This window comes from Stenotrophomonas sp. ATs4 (assembly GCF_051861585.1).
Classification (GTDB): Bacteria; Pseudomonadota; Gammaproteobacteria; order Xanthomonadales; family Xanthomonadaceae; genus Stenotrophomonas; species Stenotrophomonas maltophilia_AS.
The window spans coordinates 1-19,725 of sequence record NZ_JBLYPK010000012.1; the positions used below are offsets into that span (position 1 = coordinate 1).

Consider the following 19,725-nt stretch of genomic DNA (forward strand, 5'->3'; position numbering starts at 1 on the left):
GTGGCACCCAGTTCCGCAGCGGCGACTATCAGCGTTATCTAGCGGCCAACAGCCTGGTCTGCTCGATGAGCGCGGTGGGGCACTGCGGGGACAACGCTGCGTGCGAAGGCTTCTTTGGCCTGCTTAAACGCGAGCGGATCTATCGAACGAGCTACCCGACACTGGATGCAGCACGAGCGGATGTGTTTGACTACATCGAGCACCGCCACAACCCAAGAGGGATAAGGTCAATACTTGTCGTCCTTGGGATGTGATCCCAGTGCGAGTAGCGGCGACTGCATCGAGCTTAGTTCCAGATCACGATGGTTCCATCTGGACTATTCAACTGCATCGCCTCTGGGCCAGAGTAGCCCTCGTCGCTTAAGTCGACTATGAGTGTGACACCTCTAGTAAACTGCGCAACCATTGTCTCGTGATCGAAACGGCAATCCTCCAGCACCAAGCTCAGCGTTGAGGGCGGAGGGGTCTCCGCAATGCAATCGCCAAGGAGGCTGAAAGAGTTGTAGATATGCAGCTTCCAGCCATCGTCCGTACCTATCGTGGCCATGCCATCTTCCATCCCCAGTGTCACATTTTTCCCAATCAATGGCTGGAGGGCTTCCGCCTGGTGGTCGATCATGTTCAAGCCTATCTGACTGGGAAGTGAGACTTCGAATTAGGTAGCGTTTTCCCGGAGAGCGGATCTACGCCTTGCTTTCCAGCATTCTCGTACTTGATATAGCCAGCTGGATATCCAGGACTGTTTCCCCTGGGAGGGGTTGGGTCCATCATCCGCACGGTGGCTACTTGCCCATTGCTGCCTCTGGCACCCCAGTAAATGCAACGCCGGTCTGTTTTCCTGCAGAGTTGATGACTGGAGTTGGTCCGCTCGCCCCTGTGGGTACCGGAAATGCTGTTCCGTTCGATGAGATGACATAGCTCGGGCCAGAAGGTGTCGCGGGAACAGCGGCAGGAGTTGGCGCAGAGGGCGCTGCCGGTGCTGGCAGGGCCAGTGGTTGCGCCGAATTAATTCAGCCAGACATTGCCGATGCAACAGCAGGCCCAACAACTGGCGTCGCCCGCACAATCGCTGTTGTTACCGCAAGTGCTGCAGGGCCGAACGTATCATATGCCGAGGGAGAGCTCGCCACCGAGTCGGCATGTCTCTCCGCCGCCCGTTCCTCGCGACCATCAGGATCAACGAATCTTTGGTGCAGGATTTCGCAGGTAGTTGGATGCCGCCTCTACGTCATCCATAGCCTTACTGTGCCTGTTCCTGGCCTTTGTGCAGGTGGTGCAGAAAAAGAACCCTTTGAAGCGCGCAGGCGTGGCGGGGAGACGAGTGCGCACGCCGGGGTAAGCATGGCGCCTGGCCCCTCCGCCCCAATCTGCTCCAACCGTTTCTACTGGCCGCTGACGCGCAGCGCGTAGCAGCTCCTGGGTTGGGGCTTGCCTGGGCGCTACTGCCGTGAGCGGCACTCATACGCGCTGGTCGCGTCGCTGATAGGCCAGTAATCAACGGATTGACGAAGCAGGGGGCCACATATGAACCCAAGAAAAATGCCTATGAAATCAGGGGCCTAGTTCGCATCTGACGGAGTGTCTGAATTCAGGGCGTTCCCTAGCTTCCGTGCGCCTTCGTGAAACCAGTCTCAGCCCTTGCGCCAGCTACGTCTCAGTATCCGGTCTGGTTCGTACGCCTTCGCGGCAAGCCGCGCTTGCTCGGCGGGTGCATGGATGGGTAGGAAATGGGATTGAAGATCAATCGCCTGACGGCGAGACGGGTGGGCGATGCTGCCCGCCGAAACATCCTTCGTCTGCCACATCTTCCGGGCATCCAGACGCACACGCGCGCCAGCATCCTTTGCCGCCGAGACGTTGGCGATCTGTCGACCGTTCCACCACAGTACCCAGCTCTCCCCCATCGGAACGCAGCCAGCGGGGATCGGGGCGGCGCGGAAGCCTTGGTAGCCGTGCGAGGGAACCATGTCCGCAAGGATACGACTGGACGCCTCAACCGCTGCGATTCGATCAACTGTCAGGCTTAACCGCTCAGAGTCGCCCACGCAACGCCTCTTGCGCTGCACGGTAGGGCTTCACCTACAGCGGCGTTGGTGGTTTTCCGATTGCTCCCCAGTCGCACTGTTGCGACCTTGCGCAAGCAGTGCAGCACTACCCTACTCATGGAGAGATGGAAGTGAAATCGAAGCGCAACGACCGCAGAACTGCCCGCTCAGCCCTCCGCCCCCTGCTGCTGGGTGCGTCCCTTTGCCTGATGTCAGCCGGCCTCGCCCAAAATGCCTTCGCAGGCCAGTGGGTCCAAACTGGCAGGGTGTTACTGTTAGATTCGGAAGGTATAGCGCCTTACATCGTGTCATGGACCAACACCTGCCAAGGCGGAGTGGAAGGACCTTCGGGCTTCTACACCTACGGGGACTGGGGCCCAGAGGGACTGGGCTCGTGTTCCTCCGACGCAAACACAGGCTGGGCAGCAAATTACGCCGGGAGCGTTGGCTACTGCAGGCCCGAGCCCGAACATCTTGGCGGAGGGTACTCCTGCACAGAGTACTCGCACACATTTAGTGGTCAAACATACTCCGGAGCAATACCAGCGACATGCAGCACTCCGGGAACCTATGCAATCAGTTACATGCGACGCGCGGAGCTTGTGTATTCCGGTAACGGAAACATGCCCAATGACTACTATGACCGAGTCAACGAAGTCTCAGCCGAGTTCTACTGCCAGCAGTAGCTGACGCAGGATGCCTGACCGTCTCAGAAGCGAGTGTTCCCGCGCAAGCGGGGACACTTGCTTATAGCCCCCCACTCCGCCAATTTCATATTGCCCCGAGGTCCTTGATGACCGCTTGGCCCTGCTGGAGGAACCCGGTCAGCAGACGACCGCCGGCAACCTGCCGGCCCATCTGCTCATTGAGGCAGTTCGCCTGAAGCCTTCCGGCAACCAAGACGTCCTCCGACGCAAAACTGTCTGGTCGGCCTCGTAATGGCTCACCTGGCGAGGCCATGCCCCCATCGAGCTGCTGCACCACTGCGGGAGTCGCGCTGTCGGTCTTAGCGTAGGCCGTCGCCACCATTCGCTCACTCTTCGGCGACCAGCCGCCAAGCACAAGCTCTGTGCCCAAGTTCCGCTTCGGAAGGCCCGCATCAGTGGCAGCGCACTCATATCTCGGCCACAGCTGGTCGATCACAAGCCCCAGCTCCTTTGTCAGCTGCTCCATTGTGAAATCGGCGCGATAGCTGGCTGGCAAGGCGAGCTCGTAGATCCGCAGAAAGAACTGCGACGAGCCGCGCGTAGCCAGGACCAGGTTGTGCTGGGGAATCAAGAGCAGCTTTGCGCCCGACGACGGATTTCCTGTGAACGCGTCTTCCGCCAATGTGTCTACAGCAACCAAAAGCTGCAACGTTCCGTAGTTCCAGCTTGGGCTGGCCGACCGTCCTACGAAGGCTCACCGCATCGGAGGCCATCATGGGCGCAGCTGAAAGACTGGAAGAGCTGCTATCGCTCGATCGCGTGCGCCAGATGACCGGCATGGGCACCACCCTCATCTACGGAGAGATCAAGGCCGGCCGCTTCCCGCGCTCCATCCGCATCGGTCGCCACGCACTCTGGATACAACCCGAGGTGCAAGGCGGGGTTCGGCAGCAGATCGAGCAGAATCGACCTTTGCAGGTGGATGGGTAGGCGGCGGCTAGCAAAGGCTGTAGAAACGAAAAAGCCCCTATTTCTAGGAGCTTTTTGCAAAAACTGGCGGAGAGAGTGGGATTCGAACCCACGGAAGGTTTAACCCTTCGCCGGTTTTCAAGACCGGTGCCTTAAACCGCTCGGCCATCTCTCCAATCGGGTCCCGGTCGCCCGGGCAGCGCCGTATTCTCGCACGTGAAGGGCATTTGCCCAAGACCACCCTTGCCCCCGCCCTTCGCATCCGGCACGGTGGGGCCTTCACTGCAATCGGAGCCCCCATGGCCCACCTTGACCTGGCCAACCTGCGCACCACCCTGCTGGACGACACCCAGCTGGCCGCAGTGGCCCTGCACCGCACGTTCGCCGGGCACCTGCCGGTCAGCAGTGGGCATCTGGTGGTCTGCGATCCGCTGGTCCAGGCCGAGGCACCCGCGCTGGCCGACTACACCGCCCCGCTGGGCCGGCATCCGGTTGAGATCATCGTGCACAGCGGCCGCCCGGCGCTGGCCGTGGTCTGGTTCAAGCCCCGCGAAGCCCTCACTGCGTCTGCCCTGCACTGGCAGATGGCGCGCTGGACCACGCAGGACCTGACCGGACTGGATGAGGACAGCTTCATCGGCTACCCGGTCGACGCCGGCATCGGCTGCTTCATGGATACCGACACCCAGCAGGCACTGCTGGCCCTGATCGAACAGGCCGATGGCGACGAAGGCAGCGAGTGGTCTGATGCACTGATCGACCATGACGGCCTGGATGAGGGCGCCGAATACCGCCCCTGGGGCGAGGACTCACCGCATGGCCTGGTCGTATTCACCAGCGGCTGGGGCGACGGCGTCTATCCCAGCTACTGGGCGCTGGATACCTCCGGCATTCCGGTCGCTCTGGTCACCGATTTCCTGTGCATCCAGGGCGGTGATGGGCGCGACGAGCGCGAGATCGCCGACCAGGCCTATCGCGACAGTCTTCCGCCCGAAGAAGCCGAAGCACTGGCACGACTGGTAGCGGCGGTGGAACGCGATGATGCGAACGCACTGCGCGACCTGCTGAAGGATGCGCCACAGCGCGCCAACCAGATCGAACCCGGTTGCGGCGGCACCGCCGTGTTCGAGGCGATCCGTCTGGACCGCCCAGAGGCGTTGCGGGTGCTGCTGCAAGGCGGCGCGTTGCCGGCAATGCCCGAGCGGCTGCACATGAGCAAGGTGACCAGCTACCTGGACTACGCGCGCTTCCTGAAGAAGCCACGCAGCGCGGAACTGATGGCGGTTCTCGAAGCACCGATCATTGCCGAGCCCACCGTTGCCGCACAACCGCGGCGCAGCTTCTGGGACCGGCTGTTGGGCCGGAAGTGATCGGCGCCCGGAAACAGCAACGCCGGGCATTGCCCGGCGCTACCGTTTCATGGATCGGCATTGTCGTTGAGGCGGCTGGCCTCAGCCCGCATCCACCGCCAGCGCGCCCAGCGCGCTGGCCTTGATCCGCTCCTTGGCCTTTTCACAGGCGCCACCGCAATCGAGGCGCGAGGCCTCAAGCTGCGGCGGCAGGTGCTCGGCCAGGAAGTCGATGAACACGCGTACCGCCGGCAGCAGGCCGCGGCGCGAGGCGAACACGGCATGGCACACGCCCTGCGGCAGCGACCAGTCCGGCAGCACTACTTCCAGCTCGCCGTTGCGCACGGCATCGGCGCACACGGTTTCCGGCAGCATGGTGATGCCGAATCCGTCCTTCACCATGCTCTGCAGCAGCGGGAAGTCGAAACCGGCCACGCGCGGCTGCAGGTCAACCCGGCGAACCTCACCTTCCGGGCCATGCAGTTCCCAGCGCTGGCGTGCTTCGTCTTCGCTGATGCTGAGGGTGACGTGCTGGGTCAGCTCTTCCGGGTCCTTCGGCCGACCGGCGCGGTCCAGGTACTTCGGGCTGGCCACCAGCAGTTCCTGCACCTGGCCGAAGCTGCGCATCACCAGGCTGCCATCGTCATCCAGCCGCGAGCGCACGCGCAGGGCGACGTCGTAGCCTTCGTTGATGATGTCCACACGGCGGTTGCTGATGTTCAGCTGCAGGCGCACCTTCGGATACTGCTCAAGGAACTTGGGCAGCAGCTTGGGCAGCTGCATCTGTGCCAGCGACACCGGCACGCTCGCACGCACCAAGCCGCGTGGCTCGGCGCTGAGGCGGTCCACCACTTCGCGCGCGGCCTGTGCCTCGGCCAGCATGGTCTGCGCATGGCGGTGCACGCTGGTGCCAACGTCGGTCACCGCAAAGCGGCGCGTGGAGCGCTGCAGCAGGCGCACGCCCAGGTCGGTTTCCAGCTGGCTGATGCGGCGGCTCAGGCGCGACTTGGGGATGCCCAGTGCGCGTTCAGCGGCGGCGAATCCACCGTGGTCGACCACCATCGCGAAGTAGTACAGATCATTCAGGTCATGCATGCCCGAGTTCCATTTGTAGAACAATACGTGGCATTCAACCACCTTTATCCCGTCGATGCAACAACCTATCGTTCTCTCCGTCGGCGGGGCTTACCCGCCCCTCCCTCCCAGAACATAGGTACTGCCATGAAGCTTCTGCACATCGACGCCAGCGTGCTTGGCGACAACTCCGTCTCCCGCCACCTGACCGCCGCCGTGGTGGCCCAGTTCACGCAGCAGATCGACGGCCTGCAGGTTGATTATCGCGATCTTGATGCCAATCCGGTACCGCATCTGCGCAGCGGATCGCTTGCCAAGACCGACGCGGCCGAAGCTGCCGATGCTGAACAGGTACTCGAGCAGTTCCTTGCGGCCGACATCGTGGTGATCGGCGCACCGATGTACAACTTCAGCATTCCGTCCACCCTGAAGGCCTGGATCGACCGCGTGGCCGTGGCCGGCCGCACCTTCAAGTACACCGAGAACGGCCCGGTGGGCCTGGCCGGTGGCAAGCGGGTGATCGTGGTCAGCAGCCGTGGCGGCATCTACACCGATTCGCCGGCGGACTTCCAGGAGCCCTTCCTGCGCCAGACGTTTGCCTTCTGGGGCATCAACGATGTCGAGTTCGTACGCGCCGAAGGCATTGCCTACTCGCCGCAGCACCGCGAAGACGCCATTGCCGGCGCACTGGCTGCGCTGCCGTCGCACGAAACCACCGAAGCCGTGGCTGCATAAGCGTTCCAGCGTTCGGCGCCCCTCTCTCCTCGTCTGGGCGCTGAACGCGGGCCGGGATCCCCTCCCCCATCCCGGCCCACCCTGGCGGCCCCGCTTTGCGGGGCCGTTTTTCTGTGTCTGGCCTGAGCGGTGCGCCATCCACGCATGGCGTGGATCTACCGAAGCACATGCAGTAGATCCACGCCATGCGTGGATGCAGCGCCATGCATAACACTCATCAGAACGTTAGGCTGAGTCATGAACTACATCGTGACCACTGCGCACCGCAGCGAATTTCCGCACCCGATCACCCTGCGCCAAGGCCAGGCACTGGTGGTGGGCGAACGCTATGAAGGCCCCGAGGGCTGGGAAGACTGGTTCCTGTGCGAAGCCGAAGGGCAGCAGCCCGGATTCGTACCGGCGCCTGTGATCGGCCGCGATGCGCAGGGTGGCGCGTTTGCCACGGAGGATTACTGCGCGCGGGAACTGGATGTGGATCCCGGGCAGGTGCTGCGCGGGCAGCGCACGCTCAATGGCTGGGCGTGGTGCGTACCGGAGACCGGCGAATCGGGATGGGTGCCGCTGGAGAAGCTGCGGGTTGTAGGTTGATGGATTGCGCTATCCACGCATGGCGTGGATCTACTGCAGGGCCCTAAGCCCCCAATACAGGTATGCGGTGCCGCATCGGTAGATCCGCGCCATGCGTGGATGGGGTGCCGGCATGGCCGGCCGCCTGCGGGAAGCCGCCGGGCATGGCCCGGCGCTACCGGTTGATCAACCGATGGTTTCCAAGCCACCCATGTACGGGCGCAGGGCGTCCGGCACGGTGATGCTGCCGTCGGCGTTCTGGTAGTTCTCCATCACCGCGATCATCGCGCGGCCGACGGCCACGCCCGAGCCGTTCAGCGTGTGCGCCAGTTCCGGCTTGCCGGTGGCCGGGTTGCGCCAGCGCGCCTGCATGCGACGGGCCTGGAAATCACCACAGTTCGAGCACGAGGAGATCTCGCGGTAGGTCTCCTGCGACGGCAGCCAGACTTCCAGGTCGTAGGTCTTGATGGCCGAGAAGCCCATGTCGCCGGTGCACAGCAGCACCTTGCGGTACGGCAGGCCCAGCTTTTCCAGGACCACTTCGGCGCAGCGGGTCATGCGCTGGTGTTCGGCGTCGCTGTCTTCCGGGCGGCTGATCGAGACCAGCTCGACCTTCTCGAACTGGTGCTGGCGGATCATGCCGCGCACGTCACGGCCACCGCTGCCGGCTTCGGAACGGAAGCACAGCGAATGCGCGGTCATGCGCAGCGGCAGGCGCTCGGCGTCAAGGATCTCGTCGCGGGCGATGTTGGTCAGCGAAATTTCCGACGTCGAGATCAGATAACGTTTCTGCTCACCCAGCTGGGTGATGAACATGTCCTCTTCAAACTTGGGCAGCTGGCCGGTGCCGTACAGGCTGTCGGCATTGACGATGACCGGTACGTTGGTTTCCTGGTACTCGTGCTCGCCGCTGTGCAGGTCCAGCATGAACTGGGCCAGGGCACGGTGCAGGCGCGCGATCGGGCCGCGCAGCACGGTGAAGCGCGAGCCGGACAGCTTGGCCGCGGTCTCGCCATCGAGCCATTTGTTCCGTGCGCCCAGCTCAACGTGGTCCAGCACCTTGAAGTCGAACTGGCGCGGGGTACCCCAGCGCGACTGCTCGACGTTCTCGCTCTCGTCGGCACCGGCCGGCACGTCATCGGCCGGCAGGTTCGGGATGCCCATCGAGATGGCGTCGATTTTCTCGCGCAGTTCGTCCAGCGCCACTTCCGAAGCCTTCAGTTCGTCGGCGAAGGCAGCGACCTCGGCCATGATGGCCGAGACGTCCTCGCCCTTGGCCTTGGCCTGGCCGATGGCCTTGGAACGGCTGTTGCGCAGGCTCTGCAGCTCCTGGGTACGCACCTGGATGCGCTTGCGATCGGCCTCCAGTGACTCCAGGGCAGACACGTCGAGCTGGAAGCCGCGGCTGGTGCGCAGGCGTTCGGCGAGGTCGGCGGGCTGGTGGCGGAGCAGGGCTGGATCAAGCATGGCAGGTGTCGTGGTGGGTATCAGGGATGGGATTATCGCTTGTTATACGGATTTCTGCCGCCCGGTTCATTCCTGCCGTGGCAGAATCGAGTCATTCCGTACTGGTCTGGTCCATGTCTGCACCTCGCTCGTCGCCCGCCAAGTCGTTCACTGTGCATATCCCGCGCAATGCCCTGAAGATCGCCGGCATCGCCTTCGGCGTGGGCGTACTGCTGTTCGTGCTGGTCTGGTTGACCGGGCGCGACAAGGAGTTCTTCCGCGCCGACCCGGCCGCACAGACCCCGCAGGAAACCGCCCAGGTCGAGCCCCTGCCGGAACCGTTGGCCGCTGCGGCCGGTTCCAGCGACATGCCTGACGCCAAGCCGGCACCGGTGGAGGAAGAAGCGCCGAAGCTGGTGGAAACCGCCCCGCCACCGCCCGCCCCGATCGCCGAGCCGGCCCCGGCCACCCCTGGCGCGGCACCGGCCCCGACCGGCAACAGCCAACCGATGCCGATTGCCGGCCAGTCGCCGCCGCCGTCGTACCCCGCCGCCGCCCTGCGCGCTGGTGAAACCGGCACCGTGGTGGTACGCGTGGATGTGGATGCCACCGGCTACCCGAACAACACCACGCTGATCCAGCGCAGCGGCTCACGCGAGCTCGACCGTGCAGCCACCGACGCCGTGCGCCGCTGGCGTTTCACCCCGGCGCAGAGCAACGGCCAAGCCGTGCCGGGCAGCATAGAAGTCCCGTTCGATTTCAAGACGCAGTAACTGAACGCTTTCCGGCAGGCAAACTGAACCCTGCCGGTGGCGTTGACGCAACGCTGACACTCCTCGTCCGTGGCTCGGGCAACACTGCCCATGTCGTCCATTGACGGAAGGAGTTTGCGATGACTGCCGCCACCCACGAGAACCTCCACTCGCCGCACCTGCCGCAGGATTCCAGCGAGCAGCACAAGCCCACGTCACCCTGGATGTGGATCGCGCTGATCGTTGCGATGTTCGCTGCCGCCCTGCTCTGGTTGCGTTATTCCAACCAGGAAGATGTGGCGCCGGCCCCGGTCGGTGAGCGCATGTTGCCGGCCCCCGAGCAGGCGACGGTGACCGATACCGCTGCGCCCGCCGCGCGCCAGGCCGCACCGGCTTCCAGCGAGCGCAAAGCCACTCCGGTGGCACGTAACCGCGAAGCACGCCCGCTGGCCAGCAACCGCATGCCCACCTATCCGGCCGCCGCGCTGCGTAGTGGCGTACAGGGCAGCGTGATCGCCAGCCTGAATGTCGATACCCGCGGCAATGTCGCCACTGCTGCGATCGTCTCGCGCAGCGGCGAGCGCAGCCGTGATCTGGATCGTGCGGTGCTCAATACCGTGCAGAACTGGAAGTTCCAACCGGCGATGCATGAAGGTCGTGCAGTAGCAAGCGTGGTGCGGGTCCCGGTGGATTTCCGTACCGAGCAGCGTTGATCGCGGACGAGGGGTTCGTGATGTTTCGACGGAGGCTTCGGCCTCCGTCTTTTTATATGAAGAAGCGTGCCAACCAAGGTTGGCACCTACCAGGTGATGTGAACGTACCGACCAAGGTCGGCACCTACCGGGTTGTGCGATTCGCCGGGCATGGCCCGACGTTACCGGAACAGGCCGCCACGGTAGCGCCGGGCCATGCCCGGCGAGCGCAGCGGTCCCTCAGACCAGATCGAACCCGGCACTGCGGGCCAGGCCGTCGAAGTCCGGGAAGGACGTGGCGACGTTGGCGATGTCGTTGATGCGCACTTCGCCGTCACTGATCTGGCCAGCAATGGCGAACGCCATGGCGATGCGGTGGTCACCATGACTTTCAATCGTGCCGCTGCCCAGGCGCACGCCGCCGTGCAGGGTGGCGCCATCTTCTGTCTCGTCCACCTGCATGCCCAGCGCGCGCAGGCCGGTGGCCATTGCGGCCAGACGGTCCGACTCCTTCACCCGCAGCTCGGCCGCGCCGGTCACCACGGTCTGGCCTTCGGCCGCTGCTGCCGCAACGAACAACGCCGGGAATTCGTCGATCATGTCCGGCACCAGTTCTTCCGGAATGCGCGCGCCCTTCAACGGCGCGTAGCGCACCACCAGATCCGCCACCGGTTCACCGCCCTGCTCGGCCGGATTCTCTTCGGTGATGTCCGCCCCCATCAGGCGCAGCGCGTGCAGCAGGCCGGTGCGGCGCGGGTTCAGGCCGACCTGCTTCAGGCGCAGCTCGGAGCCGGGAATGATGCTGGCGGCGACCAGATAGAACGCGGCCGAGGAGAAGTCGGCCGGCACCACGATGTCGGTGGCGCGCAGGCGCTGGCCGCCGCGCAGGCGGGCCTTGCCGGGCGAAAACTCGATCTCCACGCCGAACGCGGACAGCATGCGCTCGGTGTAGTCGCGGGTCGGGTGCGGTTCGACAACGCTGGTTTCGCCCTGCGCGTACAGGCCGGCCAACAATACGGCCGACTTGATCTGTGCACTGGCCACCGGCGAGGCGAAGTCGATGCCCTGCAGCGATTGCCCGCCATGCACATGCAGCGGCGGCGTGCCGTCGCTTTCGGTATCGATCTTCGCGCCCATCTGCGACAGCGGGCCGGTGACACGGCGCATCGGGCGGCCGGACAGCGACTCGTCGCCGATCAGCGTGCAGTCGAACGACTGGCCCGCCAGCAGGCCAGCCAGCAGGCGCATGCCGGTACCGGCGTTGCCGCAGTCCAGCGGTGCATCCGGCGCTTTCAGGCCGTCGATACCGACGCCGTGCACGATGCGCTGCGAGGGACTGGGGGTTTCGATGCGCACCCCCAGCTGGCTGAAGATGCGCGCGGTCGCGCGGGTGTCCTCACCTTCCAGGAAGCCCTCGATATGCGAGGTGCCATCGGCCAGCGCGGCGAACATCACCGAGCGGTGCGAGACCGACTTGTCGCCGGGAATGGTCAGGCTGCCCTGCAGCGGCTGCCCCTTGCGGGCGATCCAGTGTTGCGCGTTGCTCATCGTTCGATCATTCCGTAAACGCCGGCGGTGCCGGCGATGCATCAGGGAGCGGCGGCCGTGGCCGCCGCAGCAGCACTCAGGGCACGGCCACCGGATAGGAGCCCAGTATCTTGATCTGCGCCGAGTGCGCTTCCAGTTCGGCCAACGCCGCCTGCATGGGCGCGTCGTCGATGTGGCCGGCCAGGTCGATGAAGAAACCGTATTCCCACTTGCCGTGGTGCGACGGCCGCGACTCGATGCGGTTCATGCTGATGCCGTGGCGAGCGAACGGGCTGAGCACATCGAACAGCGCGCCGGGCTTGTCATGGATGAACACCAGCACCGAGGTGCGGTCGTGGCCGGAGGTCGGGAAGATGTTGCGGCCCACCACCAGGAAACGGGTGGTGTTGTCGGCATCGTTCTGGATCGGCTTGGTGACCACCTTCTTCAGGCCGTACACATGGCCGGCGCTCTCGCCGCCGATGGCCGCCGCATCATCGGCGTTGCGCGCACGACGCGCACCTTCGGCATTGCTCGAGACCGGAATCTTCTCGGCCTTCGGCAGGTTGGCGCGCAGCCAGGCCGAGGTCTGCATGAACGACTGCGGGTGCGCGTAGATGCGCTCGATGTCCTCGATGCGGCCGCTGCGCGACATCAGGTACTGCTGCACGCGCAGTTCCACTTCGCCGCAGATCTTCAGGTTGGAGGTCAGGAACATGTCCAGGGTGATCTGGATGGTGCCCTGCCCCGAGTTCTCCACCGGCACCACACCGAAATCGGCGTTGCCCGCTTCCACTTCCTGGAACACTTCTTCGATGCTGGCCATCGGCAGGCCCAGCGCCGAGCGACCGAAATGCTTGAGCACGGCCTGCTGGCTGAAGGTGCCTTCCGGGCCGAGGTAACCGATCTTCAACGGCTCCTGCTGGGCCAGGCAGGCCGACATGATTTCGCGATAGACGTGCACCAGCAGCTCATCGCTGAGCGGGCCTTCATTGCGGTCCACCACCATGCGCAGCACCTGCGCTTCGCGTTCGGGGCGGTAGTAATCGACGGCAGCGGCGAGCTTGCCCTTGGCCTTGCCAACCTGGTGGGCGAACTGCGCACGCTCGGCGATCAGGCTCTGGATGTCACGGTCGATCTGGTCGATCTTCGTGCGCACATCGGCCAGCGCCAGCGGCGCCAGGGTCGGCACCGCGGTTGCCTTCGACTTGCCCTTCGGCTTGGACACGGCGCTGTCCTTGGCCGGTTCGGCCTTCTTCGACGCCTTCTTGCTGGGTTTGTTTGCCATCGGAATTCCTTGTTGCGGGGCGCACACCCGACGATGCGCGCCGTTCATTGCTCAGCCGTGACGCTGCTGGAAATCGGCCATGAAGGCGACCAGCGCCTCGGCCCCGGCCAGCGGCATGGCGTTGTACAGCGAGGCACGGATGCCACCGACCACCTTGTGGCCCTTCAGCGCCAGCAGGCCAGCGGCCTTGGCTTCGGCGACGAAGCGGGCATCGAGCTCGGCATCGGGCAGGAAGAACGGGATGTTCATGCGCGACCGTGCCGCGTGTGCGACCTCGTTGCGGTAGAAGCCGCCGGAGCCGTCGATGGCGCTGTACACCAGCGCTGCCTTGGCGGCATTGCGCTTGGCGAACTCGGCCACGCCGCCTTCGGCCAGCATCCACTTGAACACCAGGCCGGCCAGATACCAGTTCCAGGTCGGCGGGGTATTGAGCATCGAATCGCGGGCGACGTGCGAGCGGTAATCGAAAATGTCCGCGCGCGGCTGGCCAGTGCGCTCGAGCAGGTCGCGGCGAATGATCATCACTGCGATGCCGACCGGACCCAGGTTCTTCTGCGCGCCGGCGTAGATCACGCCATAACGGCGCACGTCCAGCGGTTCGCTGGCGATGGATGAGCTGAAGTCGGCGATCAACGGCACGTTGCCGGTATCCGGCACGTCACGGAACTCGACGCCGTGGATGGTTTCGTTGGCGGTGATGTGCACGTAGGCGGCATCGGGCGACAGCTGCCAGTCGGCACGCGCCGGCAGTTCGCGGTAGCCGTTGGCCTCGCTGCTGGCAGCAATGTTCACGTCTGCATAGACGCCAGCCTGCTTGACCGCGGTCTTGCCCCAGTGGCCGGTGACCACGTAGTCGGCACGCTGGCCTGGGGCGGCGAAGTTGAGCGGGATCAGCGCCTGCTGGGTGGTGGCGCCACCGGACAGGAACAGCACCGCATAGTCTTCGGGGATATCGAGCAGGCGACGGAGATCGGCCTCGGCCTCGGCGGCCACGGACATGAATTCCGCGCCGCGATGGCTCATTTCCACGATCGAGGCACCGGTACCGTGCCAGTCCAGCATTTCCGCCTGCGCCTGGCGCAGGACCGATTCCGGCAAGGTTGCAGGGCCGGCACTGAAGTTGAACGCGCGCGTCATGTCACACCTGTGGGGCAAGACCCCTAGTATGCCGCAGTGCACCAGCCTTGCGGCTTGGTGGCGCAAGGGAAATTTGGTTTCATCCGTATCCATTGCTGCGGGAGCATCGGGGCATCCACGCATGGCGTGGATCTACTGTCGATGCCCCGTTCGCCGGAGTAGATCCGCGCCATGCGTGGATGACGCTGCAACCGGTAGCGCCGGGCCATGCCCGGCGAATCCAGGTCAGCGTGCGCCGAACCAGAGCAGCAGGCTGAGCACTGCAGCCAACAGCAGCGCACTGACCAGCAGCCACGGCCAGCGCCGGACCCTGCGCGGTACCGTCGGCAGCACCGGCACCTGCTCGGTGTCCTGGCTGGACTCGTCCTCGTCCGGCAGCGGGCGCCGGCGCGGGTCATGCGGCACTTCCAGCACGAAGCGGTGCTGGCCATCGAACACCACCTGGTCGCCGGCGTGCAGCCAGCAGTGGCGCACGGCCACGCCGTTGACCCGGGTGCCTTCGGCACTGCCCAGGTCCCGCAGCAGAACGCGCTCACCATGCACTTCCACGCGGGCGTGCTGTTCGGCGAAGGCCGGTTCGTTGATCTCGATGTCGGCGTCGCTGCCGCGGCCGACAAGGCGGGTTCGCGACAGCGTGAAGCTGCGGCCATGGTGCAGGCCGCCGACGCCGCGCAGCAGGCGCTGCTGCTCGTCATTGCCATCGTCGCTGTTCGGTGCCGGTGCCTGCAGCAGGCTCTCGACCTCACCCTGCAGGACCATTTCCACACCATCCACGTACACCGCATCGCCCGCACGCAGCAGCGCCATTCGGCGTACCGGGCGACCATTCACGTGGATCCCGCGGATGCCGTTGCCGACCTGCAGCCAAAGGCCGCGATCATCCATGCAGAACTGCGCCAGCAGCAGGGCACCGTTGCCGGCGTCGCCCAGCCGCACGCTGCCGTTTGCCTGGCGCACGATGCGTTGCACCCCGGGCCGCAGCGGCTGGTCGGGCTGTTGTTGTTGGCTGAAGTGAACAAGCAGGTTCTGCACGCGGCGCAGCCTAGCAGGTTGGTCGCCCACGAAGAAGAACCCACGATGAGCGCTTGGCGCGAAGGCCCTCGATGCGCACAATGCTCGCCCTTACTGATCATCCCCGCTTTGCGCCAGGAGCCTGCATGTCCACCATCGATGTCCGCCACGCCCACGCCCTGCCCGACGCACAGGCGCGCGCTGCGATCGAACAGGTCGCCGCCAAATTGTCCGAGCGCTTCGGCCTGAAGTCGTCCTGGGCTGCCGACGTGCTGAACTTCTCCGGCAGCGGCGTGGACGGCGCAATCGAACTGCAGCCGGGCGCCGTGCGCGTGACCGCCAAGCTCGGCTTCCTGCTGTCAGCGATGAAGGGCATGGTCGAAAGCGAGATCCAGCGCGTACTGAAGGAAAAGCTGGGCTGAACCCCGGCAGCGGCCGTCACGGCCGTGCAACGCCAACGCGCGCTACTCTCGGGACAGGCCCAACTCCCACGGGAAGTGCGATGAACCGCTACGAAAATGACGACCGCCGCGACGACGACGCCTCCTTCGGTGACCAGGCAGAGCGCTTTTCGCGCAAGCTGAGCGATTCGGCGCAGCAGGTCTGGCTGGCTGGCCTTGGCGCCCTGGGCCGGGCCCAGGCAGAGGGCAGTCGCTTCTTCGATGGCCTGGTGAAGGAAGGCGAAGCCTGGGAGGCCCGCCGTCGCGAACGCAACGCCGAACAGCCCCCCGGCTGGCGTGACAACGTCGAATCGTCGCTGGACGAGGCGCGCGAAAAGGCCTCCGGTACCTGGACCAAGGTCGAAAAGGCCTTTGATGACCAGGTGCAGGGCGTGCTCAAGCGGCTGCATGTACCCACCGCCGATGAAGTGACCGCGCTGGAGGCCCGCATCGATGCTCTGCAGGCACGCTTGGCCAAGCTGGAAAACCGCGCCGCTTCCGATACCGACGCGCCGGTACCAGGCAGTCACCAATCGCCTGGAAGCCTGCCCTGAGTGGCGATTGTTGCAATGCAATAAATTTTGATTGACAATCGCGAGCAACCCGCCAATCGCTTCGGCTGCCGTTTGTTCCCTCCCCTCACGGCTTCAGGATTGGCGGGTTTTTCGTGCCCGCCGTGCGCCGATCTGCGCGCTCCATCACGCTTCCTGTCAGGAACATCCTGACCCAGCCGGGCACCGCGACCTTTACACTGTCGCTCTCCGCATTCGCCCCTTCCGCGCACCTCCTGCATGCTCCCTTGGATCCTGGCCCTGCTGTCGGCCCTGCTTACCTGTTCCCTGGCCGTTGTCTATCTGTGGTGGGTCAAACGGCGGCAGAAGGAGATGCAATTGGGCCTGCAGGCCCTGGCCGGCATGCATTGGCGCGAATTCTCGGTACTGGTCAAGCGCATGCTGCGCGAGCAGCGCGGCCTGCGCGAACTCGATGACCCGGGTGAGGAGTCCCGCGAGCCAAGCAGTGATTTCCTGCTTGGCGACGGCCCCAACAGCTGGCTGGTGTCGTGCAAGCACGGCCTGGCCTATCGCATCGGCACTGCTGCGGTGAACGAGCTGGGTGCGGCCGCGCGCCTGGCCGGTGCCAAGGGCGGCGTGCTGCTGACCGAAGGCCGGATGGAACGCGACGGCCGCAGCGCCGCCGAGAAGCAGGCCGTCGAAGTACTCGATGGCCCGCGCTTGTGGCCACTGCTGCAACCCTATCTGCCGGCGGATATCGAAGCCCGCGTGCGCGCCAGTGCCCGCCACGAAGCCCTGCGCCGGATCGCCATTGCCGCGCTCGGTGCCGCCACGCTGGGCCTGCTGGTGGGACTGAGCCTGCAAGGGCTGCATGTGGACGACGCCCCACCCGTTGCGGAGGTTCCGGTTACCCCTGCGCCCGTTGCGCCTCCGGTTGAAGCGCCCCCCGAACCGGCACCGGCCACTACGCCGCCACCTGTTGCGCCCACTTCGATGACGTCCTCGACCGACGCGCGCAGCAATCCCAACCCGGATGCGGCCACGCTGGAGCGGTACCAGGCCGATCTGGCCCGTGCACTGGCCGGCAAGCCCGGCATCGCCAGCGGTGTCTGGCTGACCCGGCAGACGCTGGCGATCAACCGCACCGGTGAGCTGGAAGCGGTGTGGCCGCGGGTCTGCGAAGAAGTGCTGCACTACCCCGCCCTGCGCAACGTGCGCATCCAGCTCAACGCCCGCCCCGGCGTGGATGAGCCGGTACGCTGGCGACAGTGCGCCACGTATTGATTGGGACCAGCATCCACGCATGGCGTGGATCTACTGAATCCCGATGCGCGACCCCTTGGTAGATCCACGCCACGCGTGGATGGAACCCCTACCGCGCCCCAGGCGCGAAGCGTGCAACCAGGTCCCAGGCGTCGCCGAGGAACACCTGGCGCACGCGGGTGATGGGCTGCTCACCGCGCCAGGTCAGCCGCTCGATCACCAGACAGGCCGTGCCGGGCTTCACTTCCAGCAGCTTGGCGGTGGCAGTATCCGCGCCCCAGGCACTGATGCGGTGCTGGGCACGGGTCCACGACACGTTCTGCAGCAACCAGCTGCCCGGCGCGGTGGTATTGAAATCGACCTCCAGCACCTCCGGCACGCCCACCGGGCTGATCAGGCGATGTTCCAGCGCCAGCGGGCGGCCATCGGCCAGGTGCAGGCAGCGCATCGCCAACAGCTTTTCGCTGCCCGCCAGCTCCACTTCACCGGCATTGCCGGCGTCGGCCAGGCGCAGCTCGCGCTGCAACAGCGTGTAGCCGTATTGATGGCCACGCGAGCCGACTTCCATCGCGATATCGGGGATCTCCAGCGCCACCTGCTCCAGGTGCGGCGGCTGCCGCGCCACGAACGAGCCAGCACGACGGCGCCGCTCGATCATGCCGCTCTCGGCCAACGCGGTCAGCACCTTGTTCACCGTCATCCGCGAGCAGCCGTACTGCTCCATCAGCTCGTGTTCGTACGGAATCCGAAAGCCCGGCGCCCATTCTCCGCTGAGGATGCGGCTTTCCAGATCGCTGCGGATACGCTGGTTGAGCGTGGCGGACTTGCTGGCCTTCACGTAATGGGTTCTCTGTGGCGGGAGGCGATCAGCCCAGCACGCCACGCAGGGCGGCGGCGAAGGCGGTGGTGATCGCCTCGCGCTGCAGGTGGCGGCCCTCGGCCACGCATTGGCGGCCATGGCGCCAGACCGATCGCAGCGCGCCATTACGTGCGGCGAACACCCAGCTGTCAAGCCATGCGTCATCCTGTCGCGCCTGCAGCGCGGGGTGGGCGGCATCCAGCTCGACCAGGTCGGCACTGGCGCCGACCTGCAGGCCAGCGGCCACGCCCAGCGCCTGTGCGCCACCGTGCAGTGCGCCTTCAAACAGGAAGCGACCGGTGCTGCGGGTGGCATCCGGGGCCAGCACATTGCGCCCGCGCAGGGTCAGCCGCTGGCCATACTCGAGCAGGCGCAGTTCTTCGGCCGCATCGATCAGCACATTGGAATCGGAACCGACACCGAAGCGCCCGCCCTCGCGCGCGAACGCCTGCATCGGGAACAGGCCGTCACCCAGGTTGGCTTCGGTGATCGGGCACAGGCCGGCCACGGCCTGGCTGGCCACAATGGCCGCGCGCTCGTCATCAGTGATGTGGGTGGCGTGCACCAGGCACCAGCGCGCATCCACCGGCGCATGGTCGTACAGCCACTGCACCGGGCGCTGGCCGCTCCAGGCCAGGCAGGCCTCGACTTCACGCACCTGCTCGGCGATATGGATGTGCACCGGACCGTCGGTCAACGGCAGCAATGCACTCAGTTCCTCGCCGGTGACTGCACGCAGGCTGTGCGGCGCGATGCCGAGCACCGCGTCGGGCAGCGCGGCCAATGCCGGTTTCGCGGCGTCCAGCAGCTGCGCGAAACCGTCCACATCGTGGATCAGGCGACGCTGCGCCGGGTTCGGCGCTGCCCCGCCGAAATCGGCATGCGCGTAGAACACCGGCAGCAGGGTCAGGCCGATACCGGTCTGGTCGGCCGCCGCCGCGATCCTCGCACTCATTTCGGCGCGGTTGGCATAGGCATGGCCATCGGCGTCGTGGTGCAGGTAGTGGAATTCGCCGACACGGGTGAAGCCGCTTTCCAGCATTTCCATGTAGGCCTGGGCGGCGATGGCCTGCACCGCGTCCGGCCGCAGATGGGCCAGGAAGCGGTACATCAGCTCGCGCCAGCTCCAGAAGCTGTCACCGTCCCCGCCGCCGATCTCGGTCAGCCCGGCCATGCCGCGCTGGAAGGCGTGGCTGTGCAGGTTGGGCAGGCCCGGCACCAGGATGCCGACACGGGTGTCGCCGTGCTGGGCGCCCTGCCCCGTGTGGATCGCCGTGATGCGGCCGTCCTGCACCTGCAGACGGACATCGCGGGCCCAGCCATCGGCCAGCAGGGCGTGGGCGGCATGGAAACCGTGCGGGGAACGCGAATCGGACATGGGTGGACAACCCGAAATGGACGCCTATATTGTA

21 protein-coding genes and 1 tRNA gene are annotated in these 19,725 nt (G+C 65.4%); 10 read left to right on the plus strand and 12 right to left on the minus strand.

All coding sequences use genetic code 11. The features are described from left to right. Positions 1-254 (plus strand): IS3 family transposase (locus ABR323_RS18975; protein WP_439450408.1); only part of this gene is annotated, 254 nt, incomplete at its 5' end. A gap of 32 nt (positions 255-286) precedes the next feature. Here the strand turns inward: ABR323_RS18975 and ABR323_RS18980 are convergent. The 3 genes from ABR323_RS18980 to ABR323_RS18990 all read right to left on the minus strand — a co-directional run bounded on the left by ABR323_RS18980 (position 287) and on the right by ABR323_RS18990 (position 3,401). Continuing rightward, on the minus strand, positions 287-619 hold the full coding sequence (locus ABR323_RS18980) for a hypothetical protein (protein ID WP_439450409.1): 333 nt from the start codon (positions 617-619) through the stop codon (positions 287-289). A 1,012-nt stretch (positions 620-1,631) separates the two neighbouring features. Continuing rightward, a complete protein-coding gene (locus ABR323_RS18985) occupies positions 1,632-2,045 on the minus strand; it encodes a hypothetical protein (RefSeq protein WP_439450410.1) in 414 nt (137 codons plus the stop codon). Positions 2,046-2,816: 771 nt separating this feature from the next. Continuing rightward, positions 2,817-3,401 (minus strand): hypothetical protein, encoded by a 585-nt coding sequence (locus ABR323_RS18990; RefSeq protein WP_439450411.1) that lies wholly within the window; start codon positions 3,399-3,401, stop codon positions 2,817-2,819. A 65-nt stretch (positions 3,402-3,466) separates the two neighbouring features. Here ABR323_RS18990 and ABR323_RS18995 point away from each other — a divergent pair, with 65 nt between their 5' ends. Next, positions 3,467-3,682 carry a helix-turn-helix transcriptional regulator gene (locus tag ABR323_RS18995; protein WP_439450412.1) on the plus strand — a complete coding sequence of 72 codons (216 nt, stop codon included), beginning with the start codon at positions 3,467-3,469 and terminating at the stop codon, positions 3,680-3,682. A gap of 64 nt (positions 3,683-3,746) precedes the next feature. On the opposite strand, the gene ABR323_RS19000 is transcribed toward ABR323_RS18995, so the two are convergent. Continuing rightward, positions 3,747-3,836, minus strand: a tRNA-Ser gene (locus ABR323_RS19000). Between the two features lie 124 nt (positions 3,837-3,960). Between ABR323_RS19000 and ABR323_RS19005 the strand changes: the two genes are divergently transcribed. Then, positions 3,961-5,031 carry a DUF4241 domain-containing protein gene (locus tag ABR323_RS19005; RefSeq protein ID WP_439450413.1) on the plus strand — a complete coding sequence of 357 codons (1,071 nt, stop codon included), beginning with the start codon at positions 3,961-3,963 and terminating at the stop codon, positions 5,029-5,031. A gap of 81 nt (positions 5,032-5,112) precedes the next feature. On the opposite strand, the gene ABR323_RS19010 is transcribed toward ABR323_RS19005, so the two are convergent. Next, complete coding sequence (locus tag ABR323_RS19010) at positions 5,113-6,105, minus strand: LysR family transcriptional regulator (RefSeq protein ID WP_006375981.1); 993 nt, start codon at positions 6,103-6,105, stop codon at positions 5,113-5,115. Between the two features lie 126 nt (positions 6,106-6,231). Between ABR323_RS19010 and ABR323_RS19015 the strand changes: the two genes are divergently transcribed. Together ABR323_RS19015 and ABR323_RS19020 are read left to right on the plus strand one after the other, a co-directional pair. After that, entirely contained in the window at positions 6,232-6,819 is a 588-nt protein-coding gene (locus tag ABR323_RS19015) for an FMN-dependent NADH-azoreductase (RefSeq protein ID WP_439450414.1), read from the plus strand. A 237-nt stretch (positions 6,820-7,056) separates the two neighbouring features. Further along, positions 7,057-7,407 carry a ligand-binding protein SH3 gene (locus ABR323_RS19020; protein ID WP_439450415.1) on the plus strand — a complete coding sequence of 117 codons (351 nt, stop codon included), beginning with the start codon at positions 7,057-7,059 and terminating at the stop codon, positions 7,405-7,407. Positions 7,408-7,572: 165 nt separating this feature from the next. Here ABR323_RS19020 and serS read toward each other — a convergent pair whose 3' ends face one another. Further along, positions 7,573-8,853 carry a serine--tRNA ligase gene (serS, locus tag ABR323_RS19025; protein ID WP_439450416.1) on the minus strand — a complete coding sequence of 427 codons (1,281 nt, stop codon included), beginning with the start codon at positions 8,851-8,853 and terminating at the stop codon, positions 7,573-7,575. Between the two features lie 113 nt (positions 8,854-8,966). Here serS and ABR323_RS19030 point away from each other — a divergent pair, with 113 nt between their 5' ends. Then, on the plus strand, positions 8,967-9,605 hold the full coding sequence (locus tag ABR323_RS19030) for an energy transducer TonB (protein ID WP_135274310.1): 639 nt from the start codon (positions 8,967-8,969) through the stop codon (positions 9,603-9,605). Positions 9,606-9,724: 119 nt separating this feature from the next. Continuing rightward, positions 9,725-10,297, plus strand: coding sequence for an energy transducer TonB (locus ABR323_RS19035; RefSeq protein ID WP_439450417.1), 573 nt, complete (start codon positions 9,725-9,727; stop codon positions 10,295-10,297). 219 nt (positions 10,298-10,516) lie between these two features. Here the strand turns inward: ABR323_RS19035 and aroA are convergent, their stop codons facing one another. From aroA to ABR323_RS19055, 4 genes are all read right to left on the minus strand, one after another. Then, positions 10,517-11,824, minus strand: coding sequence for a 3-phosphoshikimate 1-carboxyvinyltransferase (aroA, locus tag ABR323_RS19040; protein WP_439450418.1), 1,308 nt, complete (start codon positions 11,822-11,824; stop codon positions 10,517-10,519). A gap of 76 nt (positions 11,825-11,900) precedes the next feature. Further along, entirely contained in the window at positions 11,901-13,091 is a 1,191-nt protein-coding gene (gene pheA / locus ABR323_RS19045; RefSeq protein WP_439450419.1) for a prephenate dehydratase, read from the minus strand. A gap of 51 nt (positions 13,092-13,142) precedes the next feature. Further along, a complete protein-coding gene (gene serC, locus ABR323_RS19050; protein ID WP_439450420.1) occupies positions 13,143-14,228 on the minus strand; it encodes a 3-phosphoserine/phosphohydroxythreonine transaminase in 1,086 nt (361 codons plus the stop codon). Between the two features lie 225 nt (positions 14,229-14,453). Then, positions 14,454-15,260, minus strand: coding sequence for an FHA domain-containing protein (locus ABR323_RS19055; RefSeq protein ID WP_439450421.1), 807 nt, complete (start codon positions 15,258-15,260; stop codon positions 14,454-14,456). Between the two features lie 125 nt (positions 15,261-15,385). On the opposite strand from ABR323_RS19055, the gene ABR323_RS19060 reads away from it, so the two are divergent. The 3 genes from ABR323_RS19060 (at position 15,386) to ABR323_RS19070 (ending at position 17,475) form a co-directional block, all read left to right on the plus strand. After that, on the plus strand, positions 15,386-15,661 hold the full coding sequence (locus tag ABR323_RS19060) for a polyhydroxyalkanoic acid system family protein (RefSeq protein WP_135274316.1): 276 nt from the start codon (positions 15,386-15,388) through the stop codon (positions 15,659-15,661). 80 nt (positions 15,662-15,741) lie between these two features. Continuing rightward, on the plus strand, positions 15,742-16,233 hold the full coding sequence (locus ABR323_RS19065; protein WP_439450422.1) for a phasin family protein: 492 nt from the start codon (positions 15,742-15,744) through the stop codon (positions 16,231-16,233). 237 nt (positions 16,234-16,470) lie between these two features. Then, positions 16,471-17,475: a restriction endonuclease gene (locus ABR323_RS19070; protein ID WP_439450423.1), complete on the plus strand. Its 1,005-nt coding sequence runs from the start codon at positions 16,471-16,473 to the stop codon at positions 17,473-17,475. 88 nt (positions 17,476-17,563) lie between these two features. Here ABR323_RS19070 and hutC read toward each other — a convergent pair whose 3' ends face one another. Both hutC and ABR323_RS19080 read right to left on the minus strand, forming a co-directional pair. Continuing rightward, positions 17,564-18,292, minus strand: a complete 729-nt coding sequence (gene hutC, locus ABR323_RS19075; protein ID WP_439450424.1) for a histidine utilization repressor — start codon at positions 18,290-18,292, stop codon at positions 17,564-17,566. 28 nt (positions 18,293-18,320) lie between these two features. Then, a complete protein-coding gene (locus ABR323_RS19080; protein ID WP_439450425.1) occupies positions 18,321-19,691 on the minus strand; it encodes a formimidoylglutamate deiminase in 1,371 nt (456 codons plus the stop codon). Between the last annotated feature and the right edge of the window lie 34 nt (positions 19,692-19,725).